At 38.8% G+C, this 18,843-nt stretch carries 11 protein-coding genes; 3 read left to right on the top strand and 8 right to left on the bottom strand.

From position 1 onward, the window contains the following. Positions 1 to 691 precede the first annotated feature (691 nt). Positions 692 to 3,052, top strand: coding sequence for a hybrid sensor histidine kinase/response regulator (locus tag ESY88_RS08150; RefSeq protein WP_189702552.1), 2,361 nt, complete (start codon positions 692 to 694; stop codon positions 3,050 to 3,052). Here the strand turns inward: ESY88_RS08150 and ESY88_RS08145 are convergent. From ESY88_RS08145 to ESY88_RS08125, 5 genes are all read right to left on the bottom strand, one after another. Continuing rightward, the gene (locus ESY88_RS08145) at positions 3,049 to 3,891 is read right to left on the bottom strand and encodes an alpha/beta hydrolase family protein (protein WP_147086095.1); all 843 of its coding nucleotides are present in this window, start codon (positions 3,889 to 3,891) and stop codon (positions 3,049 to 3,051) included. The genes ESY88_RS08150 and ESY88_RS08145 overlap by 4 nt on opposite strands. Then, positions 3,888 to 6,653: a PD-(D/E)XK nuclease family protein gene (locus ESY88_RS08140; RefSeq protein WP_147086096.1), complete on the bottom strand. Its 2,766-nt coding sequence runs from the start codon at positions 6,651 to 6,653 to the stop codon at positions 3,888 to 3,890. Before ESY88_RS08140 ends, ESY88_RS08145 begins: the two co-directional genes overlap by 4 nt. 72 nt (positions 6,654 to 6,725) lie before the next feature. Further along, a complete protein-coding gene (locus ESY88_RS08135; RefSeq protein WP_147086097.1) occupies positions 6,726 to 8,090 on the bottom strand; it encodes an OmpA family protein in 1,365 nt (454 codons plus the stop codon). Positions 8,091 to 8,221: 131 nt separating this feature from the next. After that, the gene (kbl, locus tag ESY88_RS08130) at positions 8,222 to 9,415 is read right to left on the bottom strand and encodes a glycine C-acetyltransferase (RefSeq protein ID WP_147086098.1); all 1,194 of its coding nucleotides are present in this window, start codon (positions 9,413 to 9,415) and stop codon (positions 8,222 to 8,224) included. Between the two features lie 23 nt (positions 9,416 to 9,438). Beyond that, positions 9,439 to 12,588: a UvrD-helicase domain-containing protein gene (locus ESY88_RS08125; RefSeq protein ID WP_147086099.1), complete on the bottom strand. Its 3,150-nt coding sequence runs from the start codon at positions 12,586 to 12,588 to the stop codon at positions 9,439 to 9,441. A 209-nt stretch (positions 12,589 to 12,797) separates the two neighbouring features. On the opposite strand from ESY88_RS08125, the gene ESY88_RS08120 reads away from it, so the two are divergent. Then, positions 12,798 to 13,406, top strand: a complete 609-nt coding sequence (locus ESY88_RS08120; RefSeq protein ID WP_147086100.1) for a superoxide dismutase — start codon at positions 12,798 to 12,800, stop codon at positions 13,404 to 13,406. A gap of 772 nt (positions 13,407 to 14,178) precedes the next feature. On the opposite strand, the gene ESY88_RS08115 is transcribed toward ESY88_RS08120, so the two are convergent. Continuing rightward, on the bottom strand, positions 14,179 to 16,077 hold the full coding sequence (locus ESY88_RS08115) for an amidophosphoribosyltransferase (protein ID WP_147086101.1): 1,899 nt from the start codon (positions 16,075 to 16,077) through the stop codon (positions 14,179 to 14,181). Between the two features lie 109 nt (positions 16,078 to 16,186). Next, positions 16,187 to 17,113, bottom strand: a complete 927-nt coding sequence (locus ESY88_RS08110) for a PfkB family carbohydrate kinase (protein ID WP_147086102.1) — start codon at positions 17,111 to 17,113, stop codon at positions 16,187 to 16,189. Between the two features lie 190 nt (positions 17,114 to 17,303). Here ESY88_RS08110 and ESY88_RS08105 point away from each other — a divergent pair, with 190 nt between their 5' ends. Next, the gene (locus ESY88_RS08105; protein WP_147086103.1) at positions 17,304 to 17,549 is read left to right on the top strand and encodes a hypothetical protein; all 246 of its coding nucleotides are present in this window, start codon (positions 17,304 to 17,306) and stop codon (positions 17,547 to 17,549) included. Positions 17,550 to 17,847: 298 nt separating this feature from the next. Here ESY88_RS08105 and ESY88_RS08100 read toward each other — a convergent pair whose 3' ends face one another. Beyond that, positions 17,848 to 18,639 carry an AAA family ATPase gene (locus ESY88_RS08100; protein WP_147086104.1) on the bottom strand — a complete coding sequence of 264 codons (792 nt, stop codon included), beginning with the start codon at positions 18,637 to 18,639 and terminating at the stop codon, positions 17,848 to 17,850. Positions 18,640 to 18,843 lie beyond the last annotated feature (204 nt).

The raw sequence follows: 18,843 nt of genomic DNA, 5'->3' as shown, positions 1-18,843 counted from the left end.
AGCTTCGGAACAGCGCAGCTAATCCCTTCAATTCATTTCGAAAACAGCCAAGCGTGCTTGAGCTATTTTCAATAAATGAAAAAAACAGCATCTGCAAGATGCGTTGGTTTTCTATTTGCAGTAGTGTAGCAGCTTCGGAACAGCGCAGCTAATCCCTTCAATTCATTTCGAAAACAGCCAAGCGTGCTTGAGCTATTTTCAATAAATGAAAAAAACAGCATCTGCAAGATGCGTTGGTTTTCTATTTGCAGTAGTGTTGCAGCTTCGGAACAGCGCAGCTAATCCCTTCAATTCATTTCGAAAACAGCCAAGCGTGCTTGAGCTATTTTCAATAAATGAAAAAAACAGCATCTGCAAGATGCGTCGGTTTTTTATTTGCAGTAGTGTTGCAGCTTCGGAACAGCGCAGCTAATCCCTATAACTTTTTCTTGATTTGAGGTTTTCCGCATAAACACAAAAAAATCAGCAATCTTTTCAGAATGTGCAGGTTTGCTCTTGCAGGCGTGCAATTATTCAATTCGCCATAACTTACCTTACGTAATCATCAAAAATACTCTTGGTTTAGTTATAAACACGAAGTTTATATTGCGTCAAAATCACTAATTTGAAGTGACGCTAAACGATTATCATATTTAAACAAAACCGTCCTCAATTTTTTGTCGTATGTTTCATGTTGTTAATTGCCCCAAACATGAAACTACCGCTACTAATTATCTATTTTATAGGACTTGGTCTATACGCTCAAGATGTACCCTACAACCCACAAACGAGTAAAGGGGAGCTCTATGAATATGCCCAATTTGCCGATGCTGGAAAAGTGAATCTCAGTATTTCTGAGGTTTTAAGTGCTCCAAATATTGCCTATAACAATTTAGAATCAGAGAACCATAGTGTTGGGTTTACAGGCGATAATTACTGGGTTCGTTTTAGTTTGGAAAATTCTGATGAAACACAAAAAACCTATTATTTAGAGACGGCTCGGCCAATTACAGATTTGGCTACAATGTTTCAGATTTCTGAAACGGGGATCATAATAGGTAAGAGTGGAGATCAAATTCCTTTTGATGAGCGTCAAGTAAAACATCGCTCAACTATTTTTAAAATTAGCATTCCTGCAAAAACCACGACTCAAATCTATTTGCACTTAGGCAGTGATGGCGAGACAATAAACATTCCCCTAAATCTATATGACGAAGTCTCGTTTTGGATGGTAAATTACAAACAGCAACTTTTTTTGGGACTATTTTACGGTTTGCTTTTACTAGCGGGAACCATTTACCTGTTCTTTTTTACAAGTTTGAGAGAGAAGACATTTTTATACTATGGGCTTTACGTATTTTCAATTGGTCTGATGCAGGCAGCTTTAGATGGGTTTATACATCAATATATTTTATCAGATGGCGGATTTATAAATAGTCGAGCAGTGATGATTGCTGCAATACTATCAAATTTTTTCTTGCTTAAGTATAGTGAGTACTTTTTAAAAGTTGACACCTCGCTACCAAATTTCAAAAAGGCCTATAACACTATTTATGCTGTGCTTGCGATTCTATTCATCATGATTTTTATTGGCCCAAAGTCCCTCGAGTTGGTTTACCCAATTAGTAATATTAACGGTTTGTTGAGCTTGATTTTGATTTTGACCACGGTATTTACGATGCGGTATAAACGCATGGCTATTGACCCTTATTTCTCCTTCGGAATTTTCTTCCTCGTCATTGGCCTCTTAGGATTTGTTTTGAATAATTTAAGTCTCTTGCCCAACAATTTCTTTACATTGAACAGTGCCAAATTTGGCTCAGCTTTCGAAGTGATATTCTTATCATTATCCATGACAAATCTCATCAGAAACTTACGATTGGAAAAGGAGGCCATACAAGATGAAGCGCTTCAGAAATCAGAAGAAATAAGTCAGCTAAAATCTTATTTCATGTCTAACATTAGTCATGAGCTGCGCACGCCAATTAATGCAATCATGGGTGTTGCAGAATTAGAGTTAAAGGATCAAAACAATTCCGTTGAAAATAGAAAACAGTACCAAGTGATCAAGAATGCATCGTTGAGTTTGCTGAGTAATGTTAACGATATCTTGGATTTTGAAAAAATTGAGAAGAATGAGCTCGTGCTAGAGCTGGATGAATTCAATCCCTCTGTAATGATTCATCAAATAAGTAGTAACTGGAAGATCGAAGCAGAGGGCAAAGGTTTGGACTATACGTTTGACATGGATCATGACATCCCTACCACAGTGGTTGGAGATGCTGAGCGTTTTATGCAAATCTTAAACAATGTTTTGGGCAATGCTGTTAAGTTCACAAATGATGGACACGTAACGTTTAAGCTCAAATGTACGGCACAACCCAAGAGTGTATCGCGTTTCTCGATGCAGATCTCAGATTCTGGAGTTGGAATGGATAGAGAACAAAAGAAGAATGTATTTGATAGTTTTAACCAAATGCGATTAAACCATAAAAGACAATTTGGTGGTATAGGCTTGGGATTGTCGATTGTTAGGCATTTGGTAGGACTGTTTGATGGTGAGATATATCTAGAAAGCGAAACAGGAAAGGGAACAGACGTATTTATAGAATTACCGCTAAAGTCTCTTTCAAAGAGCGAAACAGCATTGAACGATATTCAAAAACTAACGGTCAAACCACAGCATATTTTAGTTGTTGAGGACAACAAATTAAACCAAATGGTAATGCGCAAATTGTTAAGTGGCTTACCACATATTAGCTTTGCAGTGGTCAATAACGGTCAAGAGGCTATTGATGCTCTGCAAAAGGAGGTGTACGATTTAGTACTAATGGATTTGCAAATGCCTGTAATGGATGGTTATGAAGCAACTGAAGTTATAAGAAGCGGGAAATTGGGCAAAGCAATTGGCAGTATTCCTATAATTGCTGTCACTGCAGATGCGATGCAAGAAACGAGAAAAAAAGTCCTTGATACAGGCATGAACGATTATATGACCAAACCTGTTAGTAAAGAGCTACTGCTCCAAAAAATAGGGAAGTGCCAAGTCAACCCAATCCTAAAGATCGCTTAAGCTGTTATAAATTGGACGCTTTTTTTAACGACATCTTTTAATGCTTTGGGAAGTACCTCTTCTTTCCAAGGATGACTGGATCCAAAGACATGATTGGAGTTTTGAACTGGTGACAGTTCACTCTTGTCATTGAAACGATGTAGGTCTTCGGCCTCGGCAAAACTTACCGAAGGATCATCGGTTGCATGAACAATCAAATAAGGGATTTCTATTTTTTTTGCTGCGGAAGGAATGCTCAAACGTGCTTCATTCGCCTTGTAATCCTCATAGAATTGGTAGTTGTGTGGCATTTGCTGCTTGGTCCTTCCGTTTATAACATATTTGACGCCGTCTTTTTTCCATTGCTCTAGATCTGATGTCATAGTGCCTCGCTTCCCAAAATCTGATACGCTTGCCCAGCTAATAAGCTTTGTGATACGCGCATCTTCCGAAGCTTTTAAAACTGCAATGCCTCCACCTCGAGAATGACCTATTACCGTAATGTCATGTGGATTGATTTCATTTTTAAATTCAAAGTTTTCAGAAACCAGTACATCGAGCATACTCTCTAAATCATTGAGTTCTTTAGTGTAATTATTTTCTGCAAAAGCCTCAAGATCGGGGAAGTCGATAGGTTCTTCTATGGTGCCACCATTATGCGAAAAGTTGAATTTCACAAAAAACAGGTCTGAAGCCATAAAAGCTTTGGCGACTAAATCCCAACTGCCCCAGTCCTTAAAGCCTTTATAGCCATGGCAAAAAATGACTATTGGTTTTTTAGTTTGATCTTCTTTGAAAAACGTGTCATAAACAATTGGTTTTTCTGTTTTGCGGTCTAAAACTTGATTTTTTTTGATCATTTGAGTTTTTTTTCAGTAAAATCAATTGAAGGGTTATAAATTTCTGTAATGAGCTGCTTCAGCTGCGTCTCAAAGGCAATGAGGGTTTCTTCGTCAATCAATTGATTTTTTGTTCTGCTATTTGATGATGGCTTTGTGGCGAATTTCATAAAGCCCTGATTTAGGTTTTTAAAGGAAATGATGCCTGCTTGCACGGGCAGCTCAATTTGTTTGGATTTGGCCATCATGTACGCATACATGAGCACTTGAAAACTTTTACTGTATTTGGTGTAATCGGTCAGCAGGTCATCCCAGGTCGTAATTTCGACCTTTCCGGGATCTACTCGCCCTGTTTTATAGTCAATTATTCGGGTCATGCCATTGTATTGGTCAACGCGATCTACTTTTCCTCTCAGAGTCACAGATTTTTGAATACTGTCTAGATAAATCGTCACTTTGTTTTCCGCCTCAACGGCAAGGATTTTAATAGTGTTCCCTTGTTTTATGTCTGATAATTCTAATTTCAGAAAGTTCAAGACATAGCGTTTCGCAATTTCGAAGATGATGAGGTTTTTCCCTTTACTGATGTCGCCTTCTTTATATTCAATCTTGAAATGTTTTAAAACCGTTTTGTTTATGTTTGACTTCATTGAGAGTATGCTCTCCTCTGTGATGAGCTTGCCAATGTATGGCTTATAAAAATCTTCCAGCGTATTGTGGATCACAGTGCCTAAAGTGTTTAGGGCGATGCTTTCCTCAACATCTTTGTATTGGGTAATGCCTAAGATTTTATCATAATAAAAATCAATTGGATTTCTTATATAGTTGGTTAATGAAGAAGGGGAAAAGCCTTTTTTGGATAAGCTATCTATAGCCTCTATAACTAGCGGGGTTTTTTTTATTTTTTGCAGTTGTTGCATTATGGCTGGTACATTTGGAGCTACAATAGATTGTTTGAGCTTGTGAGTGCCTTCAATCTCCAATTGGGTAATAAATCTGCTTTTTTCGCCTCCTGAAAGCACATCGGCTTCGGTATTGTATATGATATAGACATGCTTAGCGCGCTGTAATAGTCTATAAAAGTGGTAGGTGTATACGGCATCCTTTTCCTTGTATGTGGGTAATTTGTTTTCAAGCTTTACATCAAAAGGAATAAAGGAATTATGACTTTTACCGGCGGGTAGAATTCCCTCATTGACAGAAGTTATTATTATGGTTTCATAATCAAGGACCCGAGATTCGAGCATGCCCATGATTTGTAGACCCTCTAGGGGTTCGCCTCTAAAGTCTAGAGTTTCCTTTTTTATGAGTTCCCTATATAGGGCATAAAGGGATTGTATGCTTGTAATATGCTCGAAGGAGTTGTTTAGATGGGAAAGCTCGTTGAATATGGTATGGAATTTATAAAGATATTCCAAGGGAAGCGCATTAGCCGATTTATTGCTATCAAACTTAGTTTTTAGCAACAAGATTATTTTTTGGCAGGCACTAATTGCAAGGTCTGGTTGGTCGCTCCATGAATTAAACAGTAATTGTAGTACTTCGGGGCTTGACGTGCTAAGCTTTTGTAGCTGTTCAAGGCTTACATTGGCGATGTTCTTGGTCTTTATCGCAGTGATTAGCGTTTCACTAAGATTGCCTTCCAAAGTGTCAAATAGTGGTTTGATAAAGGGATGGGCCAATAAACTGATCACATCCTTATAATAATAAAGAAGGGGGCTCTTTTTATGAATTCTGAAAAGCTCTTCAAATAAGGAGGACATAGGGGTAAGATGCAAAGGTAGACCCATAGTGACGTTGACTTTGTCAATGGTCTCAGGAATTGAGTTTAAAAGGGGTAATAGGAGTGATTCATCCCCCAAAATTAGAGCTGTATTTTTGAGGTTGGTATCTTCGGCTTGAAGTTGTTGCAATAATTCACCCACATATTTTATTTGGCCAATCTGTTTGGCTGCACCAATAACCTCAATATGTTTTTCTTCTGAATAATGTGATTTGATCCAATTGAAGTCGTGGTTATTGAAATACGGCCACTTTGCCTTGTGATTTCTAGTAAATAGGCCAGCGTCATGAATTGGGTTTTCCAAAAAGCTTTGATCGACATCCCAATAAATGTCAGCCGAGGCATTTTCTAATAGCTCTTTGAATATCAACTCTTCGGCAGAGTTTAAGGCATTGAACCCCACAAACACGTAAGTTTTGTCTTGATTTGCAGCATTATAGGCTTTGATATTGGATGCCGCTTCGCGATACACCAATCCCTGATAGCCTTTTTGCTTTGCTTTTAATGCGTCATTGAGGGCTTTATAGTAGTGTTTAAGCCTATTCCAGAATAAGAGATAGTTTTTGATGTAGGGCGTTTGTTGCTCATCTTGAGACCAGTGTTGGTTCTCAATTGCTTTTATGGCCGCCAAATAGTCAAATACATGGTTGGGCTCTATAAGGTAACGATCGATCTCATTAAAGTCTTGAATGATAATTTGTGCCCATTTCGAGAATTTATCAAAACTTTCAATGTTAGCTTTTGGTGTTTGTTTGAGATACACGTCATAAAATTCAAACAATAGTTCTGAATTTGTAGTGTAGCTAAAGTCTGAAACAACCTCAACAAACTCTTCAATCGCATGAATTTCTGGAGCAAAAATAGTTTGATTGATGCTCTGGGCTATGGCATTGCGCAGAAAAAGCCCTGCACGTTTACTAGGTAGTATAAAAGTAATTTTTGAAAAATTTGAATGCTTGAGCTGCAGGTCATCAATGACCTCTTGTATAAAACTTACCATAGTATAAAAATAAAAAACGCCCCGAATTTCGGGGCGTTTTAAAAATATTATTTAAATGTGTGAAATTTTAACCTATCTAAGGCTAACTTCTACACGTCTGTTGTTTTTTCTACCAGCTGCAGTTTTGTTAGTTGCAATTGGGTTAGCTTCACCGTAACCTTTAGCGGTCAATCGGTCTTGAGCGATCCCATTAGCTACTAAGTAATCCATTACTGCATTTGCTCTTCTATCAGACAATAATTCGTTTGTTTGTTCTGCACCAACACTGTCAGTATGACCTTCGATCAAGAAGTTAGCTTGTGGGTATTCTTTCAAGATGGCCACCATAGCTTTCAATACACCGTCAGTTTCTTTCTGGAAAGAAGACTTACCTGTTTCAAATAATATAGATCGTGCATATTCATTAAGCTCCTTCATTTCCTCTTCGGTAGGCTCAACTTCTGGGCAACCATTATTAGCTACAGTTCCAACTTCGTTAGGGCACTTATCATCTTTGTTTAATACACCATCACCATCAGTATCTTCCCATGGGCAACCTTCGTTGGCAGCAGGACCTTTTTCGTTAGGACATTTATCATCTTTATCAGCAACGCCATCAGCATCAGCATCAGGACAACCGTTCAATGCTTTTAGACCTGCATCTGTAGGACATTCATCCTTATTATCAGGAACACCATCACCGTCAGTATCAGGACATCCGTTAAATTCAGCTAAACCAGCTTCGTTAGGACACTCATCTTTAGAATCTTCTATACCATCGTTGTCAGAATCTGGACAACCATTGAATGCTTTTAAACCAGGTACATCTGGACAAGCATCATCTTTATCATATATACCGTCACCATCTGTATCAGTTCCACCAAAAGCGATAGAAAGACCAAGAGAATGTTGCCAGTGCTTAGGAAGATAATCTTCAAAAGCATGTTTGTATGCTGTTTGAGCAGTCAAAGCAATATTGTCTGACATCCAAAAGTTGATGCCTAAATTACCATTTAACGTACCCGCTCCAATTTCGTCAATCCAAGTATAACCACCACCAACTCCTAAGTATGGATCAAACCAGCCACTTGGGCCGTTGAATGCATTTCTAAAGCTGTAAGAAATTGTACCATCAAGTGCGTAATAAGATAAATCATCTGCTGAAGAGTCACCAATTTTGTCAATTTCGTTTATAGATCCTGCTGCGGATAAAACGAAACCATCACCTACATATCTAGATACAGAAATTGTGGATAAAGATGGCAAAATGTTGTAGTGATCTGTTGCATTGAAAAATTCATCAAAGTAATCGCCTAATGGTGCGTCCTCACCTACTGGATAAGGGTCGACCGCGTTAGTACCAATGAAGATTTTCCATGGATTGTTTTCATCTTGTGCATTTGCGTTGAAGCCAAATACAAGCAACATAGCTAAAAGTAATCTGCTAAGATTTTTCATATTCTAAATAATTTAATTTAAGTGTTATAAGTGTTAATTGAAAGCAAAAGTAACTTGTTAATGGTTATTAACAAAACAAATATATAAAAATATTGATTAGCACTGGCAAAATAAAACCTTTTGAACTGATTTTAAATAATATCCAGTGTTTTGCCCACTTTTATAAAGGCTGTAATGGCTTTGTCTAAATGCGTCTTTGTGTGAGCAGCTGATAATTGTACCCGTATTCTTGCTTTTTCTCTCGGTACAACTGGAAAAAAGAAGCCTATAACATAGATACCTTCTTGCAATAAGAGCTTAGCCATGCTCTGGGATAATTTGGCGTCATAGAGCATTACTGGTACAATGGCAGAGTCGCCATCAATGATATCAAATCCTGCCGCTTTGAGACCTTTTTTGAAATAAGCAGTATTTTCTTGCAAGGTGTCTCGCAATTTTGTGTCATTGGACAGCATGTCAAATACCTTGATTGAAGCACCAACAATAGCAGGCGCCAAGGAGTTGGAAAACAAATAGGGTCTAGAGCGTTGGCGCAGCAGTTCAATGATCTCCTTTTTGGCAGTAGTGTAACCGCCCATGGCGCCACCCATGGCTTTACCTAAGGTTCCGGTAATAATATCCACGCGGCCCATAACGCCCTTCTCTTCAAGCGTGCCTCTACCGGTTGCACCAATAAAACCTGTCGCATGGCATTCGTCTATCATTACCATGGCATCGTATTTATCTGCCAGGTCACAGATTTTATCTAAAGGAGCTACTAACCCATCCATCGAAAATACGCCATCGGTCACGATAAGTTTATGTCGTGCACCGTTTTCATTGGCTGCGATTAACTGTTGTTCCAAATCTGCCATATCGCTATTTTTATAGCGATAGCGCGCTGCCTTGCACAAGCGAACACCGTCAATAATAGAAGCGTGGTTCAAGGCATCTGATATAATGGCATCTTCCTTGCCTAATAGGGGTTCAAAAATCCCGGCATTGGCATCAAAGCATGCGGCATATAAGATGGTGTCCTCCATGCTATAGAAGTCTGATATTTTTTGTTCCAGTTCTTTGTGGATGTCTTGGGTGCCACAAATAAAACGCACAGACGACATACCAAAACCATGAGTATCCATGGCGTCTTTTGCGGCTTGCACAACATCTGGATGGGATGACAGCCCCAAATAATTATTGGCGCAAAAATTTAGAACGGTTTGCCCAGTGCTTAAAGTGATCTCAGCACCTTGGGGAGAGGTTATGATCCGTTCTTCTTTAAAAAGCCCGTCTTCTTTAATTGATTCTATTTCGTTTTGTAAATGTTGCTTAATGGATCCGTACATAATAGTGTTTGTTTTCTACAAATTTAAAATTCTTTTGCCACAATCCCATCGTTTATATAAATGAGTATGCGCTTTATCACTTTATAGCCCATCTCTTCAAGCACATTTTGATACTCGTAAAGTTGTTCCTTATGTTTTGGGTTGAGAAGTCCAGTTTTGTAATCTATGATGGCGACTTCCCTATTTGAGTTGATGACGATGCGGTCTGGTCTTAAAATACTGCCATTTTTTGAAATGATGTCCCTTTCGTTTAGAACTTTCAACCCTGCTTCGTAATATGGCGCAAGTAATTTATGCTGTATTATGGATTTAATGTCATTAGATAATTGCGCGTATTGCAGATCATTGATTACGCCAGAGGTCAAATAATCTTCAAGGGTGTCATCAACATCAGCTTTGGTCTTGATATGCGACATGATATCGTGTACCAGATTACCGCGTTCAATGGCTGCCGCTTGCTGGGTGTTCCATAAAAATCCAGAATTACTCAAAATACTCAAATGGTGGTCCTCTTTTTTAGTTGAAATAAACAATGCTGCAGTTTTAGTGTTGCTGGTTTCGTGTTTTGCTTCGGAAGGTTTTGCGCGTTCGCCAAATTCATACTGCAATTGATCGGGATTCCATAAGTGTTCAGCCTTTAAATAATGTATCAATAAGCCTGAATAATATTTGACGTTTTCCATCTGTTTACGATCCAGGTCCATTTCTGAAATGACATACAATTGCTCTGCAGCCCTTGTAAAGGCGACATATAATAGGTTAATGCTATCCAATTCTAAATTGGAACGGTAAAGTTGGAAAGCTGCTGCGCCAACCTCCCCGAGACCTTCAAGATCGTTGTTCATGTTTAAGTACAGGTACTCAAAACCACAATAGGATGCTTGTTCTACCGGAAACCAGATCTTTGGGTTCATATCAAAATAAATATCCTGATTGGCATATGGAAAAATCACTACCGGAAATTCCAATCCCTTTGATTTGTGTATCGTCAAAATCTGTACAGCATCCTTTCCTTCTGGTGCAACGATGCTCAATTTTTCTTTCTTGCGATCCCAATAGTCAATAAAACCTTGAAAGCTTGCATTCTGCTTTTGAGAAAAGGTAAACACTTCATCCAAATAAAACTGAATATAGGCGTTAGAGGTTTTTGTGAGTTCAAACGCTCTAATCACACTTTCCATCGATTCATACATTGGCAATTGTGAAAATTCATTCAAATCAAATTCAAAGCCGAACTCTTTTAGGGACTTGAACATACTGTGGGTTTCTAGGTGCACTAAATCGCTCAAAAACCCATGCTTGTCTTCCAGGTTTAATTTTCGGTCTGCAATGAAGCTCAGCAATTCTGCCCTTGCCTCTTGATTATCGGGCTGGATATTCAAGACAATCACATTGGTCAAGAACTGGACTTCAGGCGAATTTTGCAAGACCAAAGTTTCTGAAGAAATTATTGGGATTTGCTGTTGGGTCAAGAATTCTGCAATGGCGATACCTTCTTTGGATTTTCTAACGATAATGCTAATGTCGCTTAGTGAATACCCGTCTTCAGTAGCTTTATATATAGCATCAAGTACTGCTTCACAATAGGCTTCATCTTTATCTTGATCGTCTATGTCTAGAAAAGAAAGGGAGACAAAGCCTTCTTTTTCAAATCGAAAGTCTTGCTGGCTGGCCTCATAAACGGTTTTGTGGTTTTCATTGGAAAAAGCAAAGGTTGAAAGATGTTTGAAAAAAGAGTTGTTGAAATTTACAATGGCCTTAAGACTTCTAAAATTTGAATCCAGGGTCTCTAATTTCGGTTTGACAAAAAATGGTGTTTTTCCAGAATATAAGTTTATAAATTGCTCTGCCTTTCCACCACGCCATCTATAAATGGCCTGTTTCGCATCGCCTACCAAAAGGACACTTCCCGTTTCGCCTTTGAGATTTTCTCCGGTGATGGCATTATCTATCAAGGGTATGAGATTTTCCCATTGAAGCTCTGAGGTGTCTTGAAATTCATCAATAAAATAGTGTCTAAATTTTTCGCCCATGCGTTCATAAATAAAAGGCGCTGGTTGTGCATTGATCTCTGAGTTGATGATGCTGTTGAATTCTGAAATGAGCAGAATGTCGTTTTCGCTCTTAATGTCTTGCAAAGACTGGCCTATGGCGCTCAATACAGAAAGCGGTGTGATGTTTTTAAGTGCATTATTCAAAAATTTGAAATGATGTACTTCTGTCTTCATTTCAAGATAGGCTTCCAACAATTGCGGAAGCATTGCCTCAATGCTATTGGCCTTGTCTTTATCCAATTTTGCAGTGTAAATGCTTTGTTTCTCAATTAGATTTTCTTCGAGTTTATTGTTGTAAAGTCCACTCAAGCTGAGTTCTTCTGCCTTTTTGAAATGATTGGGCAAGGTGCTTCGGCTAAAGTCTGTAAATTCTAAGCCGTTGTTGGCAATGGCTTGCAAAACGTTTTGGGCGATTTCCACGATGCGCTTTTCTGAAATTTCTCGCTTTTGCTTTAAATTGGCTTTAAGGTTTTTGAAATCGTCAAGGGTTTTACCTTCAAGCTGCTTCACGAATTGGAGTTCACTTTCAGTAGTCAATAATTTGGCAATGGCATTAAAATCATAAGAAATGTCCCAGCTCTTATCATCATCGGCTTTTTCTATGGCAAAATCCACTAAAATTTTCGTGAGGACCTTGTTGGTGCCAGCTTTATCAATAAGTTGATCTACTGCCTGGCTGAGAATACTATCTGTGTCCAACTCCACCTCAAAATTAACCGGTAACTTGAGATCATGTGCAAAAACCCTGATCAGTCTGTGGTTAAATTTGTCGATGGTTGAAACATCAAAGGCGGCATAGTTGTGCACCAAAAGCTCCAGTAAGCGTTTCGATTTTAAATGCAGATGCTCTGGTGATATCTCCAATTCTTCAGCGATCATTTTGAACATGGCATGATCCGACTCCAAAATCGAGTCCTTTGAAAACTCATTGAGTGTTTTGACGATGCGTGACTTCATTTCGCCTACCGCTTTATTGGTAAAGGTCAATGCCAATATGTTTTTGAAGGCCAAAAGGCTTTTGGAGGTAAACAAAAGTTTAAGATAATTCTTGACCAGTGTAAAGGTTTTACCACTGCCTGCAGAGGCATTGTATAAGGAGAAAATTGAGGTTGCTTGCATGCTCAAAAGATATAGAATGTTGAAACCAGACTATTTATAGTGTCTAAAAAAAACATTAGGTTTAACTAAAAAATAGTTTAGGTTAGTTCTCTGTAAAATTACGTTAAAATTTTCATAAGTGTTGTCATCCGTGGGCTTTATAGTTTCTTATTGAGTCGTTTTATATGTAAATTTGAGAGAATCAATTATTAACTATAAAATCAAAAACTATGGCTTTCGAATTACCGAAATTAAAATATGCATATGACGCACTAGAACCAAAAATCGATGCGCGTACTATGGAAATACATTATACAAAGCATCATCAAGGTTACACCAACAAATTAAATGATGCCATTAAAGGTACAGATCATGATGGCAAATCCATTGAAAACATTCTCTCCAATTTGGATATGGCCAATACGGCTGTTAGAAATAATGGCGGTGGCTTTTACAACCACTCCTTGTTCTGGGAAGTGATCAATCCAAATGATAAAGGTCATTTGTCTGGGGATTTGAAAGAAGCGATTATGGATAAGTACACTTCTTTTGAGGCTTTCAAGGCTGAATTCAGTAAAGCTGCTGCAACACAGTTTGGGTCAGGTTGGGCTTGGTTGTGTGTTCACGAAGGTGGAAAAGTAGAAATTTGTTCTACTCCAAATCAAGATAATTCCTTGATGCCTGGAGTTGGATGTGGAGGCCACCCAATTTTAGGTCTTGATGTTTGGGAACATGCTTACTACCTCAATTACCAAAACAGAAGGCCAGATTACATTGATGCCTTCTTTGATTTGATCAATTGGAACGAAGTCGAAAGACGCTACGCAAAGGCTAAATAATCCACACTATATATAATCTATGAGAAAGCAAATCCGTTTCGGGTTTGCTTTTTTTTTGCTTCGGAAGGGTTTTTAGGACGCTTTCGGCGCTCGGTTTAACTGAAGAGATCTCGCGTGATTTAATTTAATGCTATACTCAAGTATTTTGCGGCCGGATGCTTCGTTCTGAAAAGTTATACATGAATGGCGTGAACACGTGGCGAAGTAAATAAGTGCCCGAAATAACGACGCTTTGGTTATACGCCGGCGGCATAGTTGTATTTTTAAATGTGGATTTAGTAAGGCAATTATGAGATACCTGCTTTCGAGAAGGCTGGGTTGGGGTTGTGTTGATTGCTAATAAGATACTCCTTTCGCGAGTATTCATGAAAAAAGGTGAACGAGTGTTCACCTTTTTTGCCCCAAATCTACCATAAACTTAACCTACTTATGTTATGGTGAAGTAAATATAAGGTGGCTTTGGATGTTATTGTTAATTTTTTAGACTAACTACATATATATTAGCTTAAACGTTGAAAAAGCCGAAATAATCAATCTTGAATAATGAGATAGGCACTGCTATATGGCTGAAGAAGTCATTAAATAAAAAAGGGTGAACGTTAGTTCACCCTTTTTTGCCCCAAATCTACCATGAACTTAACCTACTTATGTTATGGTGAGACCAATTTAAACGTAATTTGGATAAAGCACATAAATTAATAGTTAAAGCGCATATAAATTCGATGAAACCAATTTATTGAAATCAGTTGTACTGTACTTAAAGGCACATCAATCAATAAGCGCGTTCGTTATTGCCTTCATAAAAGTTGATAAAAGCCCTATTGACTACACGATTGCCACCAGCAGTGGGGTAATTTCCTGTAAAGTACCAGTCACCTAAATTTTTCGGGCAAGCCTTATGTAGATTGGCAATGGGTTGAAAAATCGTTTTAACCTTAGCCTTCACAGTGTCTTCAGATATAAGCTCTGCAATCTTATCTGAGATGGCATCTGCGGTAAATTCAGAATAAAGGTCTTTCACATAGTTTCTAACCTCATTGTCTGCTATGGTCAATTGCAGTTTGCATTTTTCATACACTTCTTCCACCAAATGGTATTTATTGTTTTCCTTGAGTAATTCTAACATGGCTCTAAAAGCGATGAGGCTTTCCAGGTTGGCCATGTCAATGCCATAACAATCGGGATATCTAATTTGCGGCGCAGAGGAGACCACGATAATTTGTTTCGGATTGAGCCTATCCACCATTTTAATGATACTTTTCTTGAGGGTAGTGCCTCTAACAATACTATCATCAATAATCACAAGATTGTCGGTAGGTTTGATTACACCATAGGTTACATCGTAAACGTGTGCAACAAGATCATCACGACTGCTATCTTCAGTAATAAAGGTTCTCAATTTGACATCTTTGATGGCTATTTTCTCGATCCTTGGGCGTTCGGAAAGTATTTCTGTGACTTGTGCTGAGGTAAGTTGACCGTTGCCATTGAGAATCGCTTTGGTCTTTTGCTCGTTGAGGTGCTGCTCAACGGTTTCTATCATTCCGAAGAAGGAGGTTTCCGCCGTATTGGGAATGTATGAGAAAACGGTATTCTTTGTGTCGTTATCAATAGCTTCCAAAACTTTTGGCATCAACAGCTTACCTAAGGTTTTTCGCTCTTGATAGATTTCGGCATCGCTTCCGCGAGAAAAATAGATGCGCTCAAAGGAACAGGCTTTGCGCTCAAGCGGCTTCATGATTTGTTTAATTGTGGTTACCCCAGATTTTTCGGTAATTATGGCATGTCCGGGATCTAATTCCTTAACGTCTTCAAAATTGACGTTGAATACAGTTTGTATCACCGGCCGCTCAGAAGCAACCGCTACAATCTCATCATCCTCATAATAATATACAGGTCGTATTCCTGCAGGATCTCTAAGCACAAAAGAGTCGCCATGACCTAATAGTCCTGCCATTGCAAAGCCACCATCCCAGTTTTTTGAGGATTTCTTAAGGATTTTTGCAACATTAAGACGTTCAGCAATCAATGGGGAACACTCACTTTTGCTATATCCCTCTTTTTTAAGCTTTTTATAGATTTTAGAGACTGCATCATCCAAAAAATGACCAATTTTTTCCATCACGGTAATGGTATCAGCCTTTTCTTTTGGGTGTTGGCCAAGTGCAATGAGTCCGTCGAAGAGCTCATTCACATTGGTCATATTGAAATTACCGGCCACAATAAGGTTGCGGTGCATCCAGTTGTTTTGCCTTAGAAACGGGTGGACACTTTCTACGCTGTTTTTACCAAAGGTGCCGTAACGCACGTGTCCTAAAAGTACTTCGCCGATGTAGGGAATGTGCCTTTTTTGAAGCGCCACATCGTCTTGATATTCGGGATGTGCAGCAAATTCTTCATTGATACGTTCATTGATCTGGTCAAAAATATCCTGGATGGGCTGTTGGGCAATAGACCGCACTCTACTAATGTAGCGTTCGCCAGGTTTTGTGTCTAGTTTAATACTTGCAAAACCAGCACCATCTTGCCCGCGATTGTGCTGTTTCTCCATCATGAGATACATTTTGTTGACGCCATAGAAGGCGCTTCCGTACTTTTCCTTATAAAATTCTAAGGGTTTTTTGAGTCTAATGAGTGCAATTCCGCATTCATGTTTTAAAGCATCGCTCATGTTGTGTTGTTGTTTTTGGGAGCCCCAAAATTAAATGTTTTGACTAAGATTTGATAGCATTATAATGAATTCAAGATAAAAAAACGCGCTCTAATAGGAGCGCGTCGGTTTATGATAATTCGATATTGAATTGTGTAAGTTGTTTGAATTCTTTTAAGCGGTGGTCAATTTCATCTGATGTTAAGTTTTGCATGCGCTCGGTGCCAAATTTCTCGACACAAAAGGAGGCTAATGTAGAGCCATAGATGACTGCGTTTTTCATATTTTCAAAAGAATAATCTTCTGTTTTGGCCAAATAGCCTGCAAAGCCACCAGCAAAGGTGTCTCCTGCTCCCGTAGGGTCAAAAACCTCCTCCAAAGGTAAAGCCGGTGCATAAAACATATTGTTTTCATGAAATAGTAGGGCGCCATGCTCACCTTTTTTGATAACCACATATGTAGGCCCCAGCTCTTGAATCTTCCGTGCTGCCACTACCAAGGAATATTCTCCGGTCAATTGGCGCGCCTCTTCATCATTTATGGTAATCACATCAATCTTGGCGATGACCTTGTGTAAATCTTCAAGCGCACAATCCATCCAAAAATTCATGGTATCCAAAATGGCCAATTGAGGTTTGGATTCCATTTGTTCCAAAACGCTCATCTGCACCATTGGGTGTAAATTGCCCAACATCACCACATCGGCATTTCGATAGGCTTTGGGTACATCTGGATTAAAATCTGCCAACACATTGAGCTCAGTCGCCAAGGTATCTCTAGTGTTCATGTCATTATGATACTTTCCGCTCCAAAAAAAGGTTTTGCCTTCCTTAACGATTTCAACGCCATCTATGTTGATGTTTCTATTGGATAACAATTCTAAGTACTCCTGCGGAAAATCGCCACCAACGATAGATACGGCAGCCGAATCAACATCAAATTGCGAAGCTGCCAAACCTATAAAGGTCGCTGCACCACCAAGGATTTTATCTGTTTTCCCAAAAGGGGTTTCTATAGCGTCAAAAGCGACGGTACCAACTATAACTAATTTGCTCATAAAGCCTCTAAAATTTTGCTGCAAATATACAGTTTTTAGACACAAATGCCTGCATCTTTTTGAGGTGGAATTTAAGGACTAATCAATCGGTGTCAAAATGATATAAAATGGTTTTGGGTGGCGTTAAAGCATTTGAAAATTCTTAGCGTATCGGAAATCTTACGTATGTTTATCGTAAAAACAGCGAATTATGTCGTCATCAAAAAAGCGCAAAGAAGTCCTTACTGATACAGATGCTTTGAAATTATTGGAATTCAAAGCAAAAAAGGCCGGTAGAAACTTAAAAAACGACTTGGAGTTCGTACCGCTAGAGGAATCTTATGCCTTTGAGCCATCTACATCTTACAAAGTTATGATGGATAAAATGATTGAAGACCATGCTACTGGGAAAACAAACCATACATCTTGGGAGGCTATTAAAAAAGGCATGAATTAGTGCCTTTTGAAATCAAATTAAGTGAAGCAGCTCAATTGGACTTAAAGGAGGCGCGTCGCTATTATGCTTTAGTATCAAAGCCATTATTAACAAGGTTTGACGCCGAGAAGGTCACTAATTTGGAGCGATTAATTTCAATTTCACACATTTTCAACAGCGCTATCGTGGGATAATGATACTCTTTACTGAAACATTTCCTTATGGCACTCATTTTTTAGTTGTAGAACACATTGTTTATGTGCAACGGATTTTACATCAAAAGCAATTTTATCGCTAACTATCCCTTCTTGTTTGATGATCACTCAAAATGCCTTAAATATGCTTTAGGATTATTGAGAAACGACTTGGTAACGTTATAGTGTTCCGTAGCTTCCAAAGCTGTTTTTTGCATCGCATTTTCAGTAATTTCATAAATAGTTGCATTTGGATAGGCCAACAACATGGGCGAGTGCGTTGCAATGATAAACTGCGAATTGAAGTGTTTGAGATGGTTTTGTATAAAGTAGATGAGCGTTAATTGCCTTGCTGGCGATAAGGCAGCTTCGGGTTCGTCCAAAAGATAAATACCTCGTGCGGTTATGGTTTGATTCATGATGTGCAAATAGGCTTCGCCATGCGAAAAGGCATTGAGCTCTTGCCCGTATTTGAAACGCATACCCCGCAATTGATGATTGGCACTATCTTTCATGTCTTCAATAATGTGCTTCGGAATTTCGTCTCCCATATCGCCCATTTGTTGCTCAATGTTGGTGCCAGCACGATGCACGCTGTTGAGGTAATCTCCAAAATCTTCTGCTCTAAAGAAAAATCCGAGGGAGCGTTCGATGTTCCAGGTAAGATCAAGAAAAGGCATTAAGGTTTTGGCAGCGTCAAAAGAGGCCTTGCCATAACCGGCACCATCCATGTGCGGTAGTTGCAATCGGCAAGCGATGGCCTCTAACAAGGTGGATTTTCCGGTTCCGTTTTCTCCTACCAAAAATGTAATTTGACTGGACAGGTCAATATCTTTGGCGAATTTTATAGCCGGAACGTCAAAGGGAAACGGGTGCTGTCTTGTGGTGTTGATGTTTAGGGTTGAGAGGTAAGCCATTTTGGTTTCTGAAATTATATGAGCTTAATTATTAAAATTAACGATTATTTGTAAAACTGCTTGTGATTCAGTATTTGAATATTCATTAGGCTGTCGCCTTCAATACTAAAATGAATCTCATAAAGAATACTTTTACATGAGCAATTCTAATGGTTCTATAATGAGATGATAGTGTAACGGGTGTTCATGAACAGGATCGAATCC

This window comes from Subsaximicrobium wynnwilliamsii (genome assembly GCF_007997225.1).
Lineage (GTDB): Bacteria > Bacteroidota > Bacteroidia > Flavobacteriales > Flavobacteriaceae > Psychroserpens > Psychroserpens wynnwilliamsii.
The sequence above is the reverse complement of the archived record's forward strand: the minus strand, read 5'-3'. Positions and strand labels throughout refer to the sequence as shown.